The following is a 320-nucleotide window of genomic DNA, read 5'->3' as shown; positions in this document are numbered from 1 at the left end:
AAGAAAAAAGCAGGCTCCGCATTATACGTCTCAGCAAAAGACAAAGCGGGCAATACAGGAAAAGCAGCAAAAGTAACGGTTAAAGATAAAACCGCTCCAGGTACACCGAAAGTGAATGAAGTAAACGATAAAGCAACAAAAGTAACTGGTAAAGCTGAAATCGGTTCAACGGTTACCGTGAAGTACAGCAATAAAAACATCGGAACGGCAAAAGCTGATAGTAAGGGGAATTTCTCCATCAAAATCAGCAAGAAAAAAGCAGGCTCCGCATTATACGTCTCAGCAAAAGACAAAGCGGGCAATACAGGAAAAGCAGCAAA

At 41.6% G+C, this 320-nt stretch carries 1 protein-coding gene; it reads left to right on the top strand.

All coding sequences use genetic code 11. The features are described from left to right. A partial coding sequence (locus ACYP5M_RS26540) for an Ig-like domain-containing protein (protein WP_459735734.1) occupies positions 1-320 on the top strand: 320 nt, incomplete at both ends.

The sequence above is a fragment of the Peribacillus sp. N1 genome, assembly GCF_054600815.1.
The sequence above is the reverse complement of the archived record's forward strand: the minus strand, read 5'-3'. Positions and strand labels throughout refer to the sequence as shown.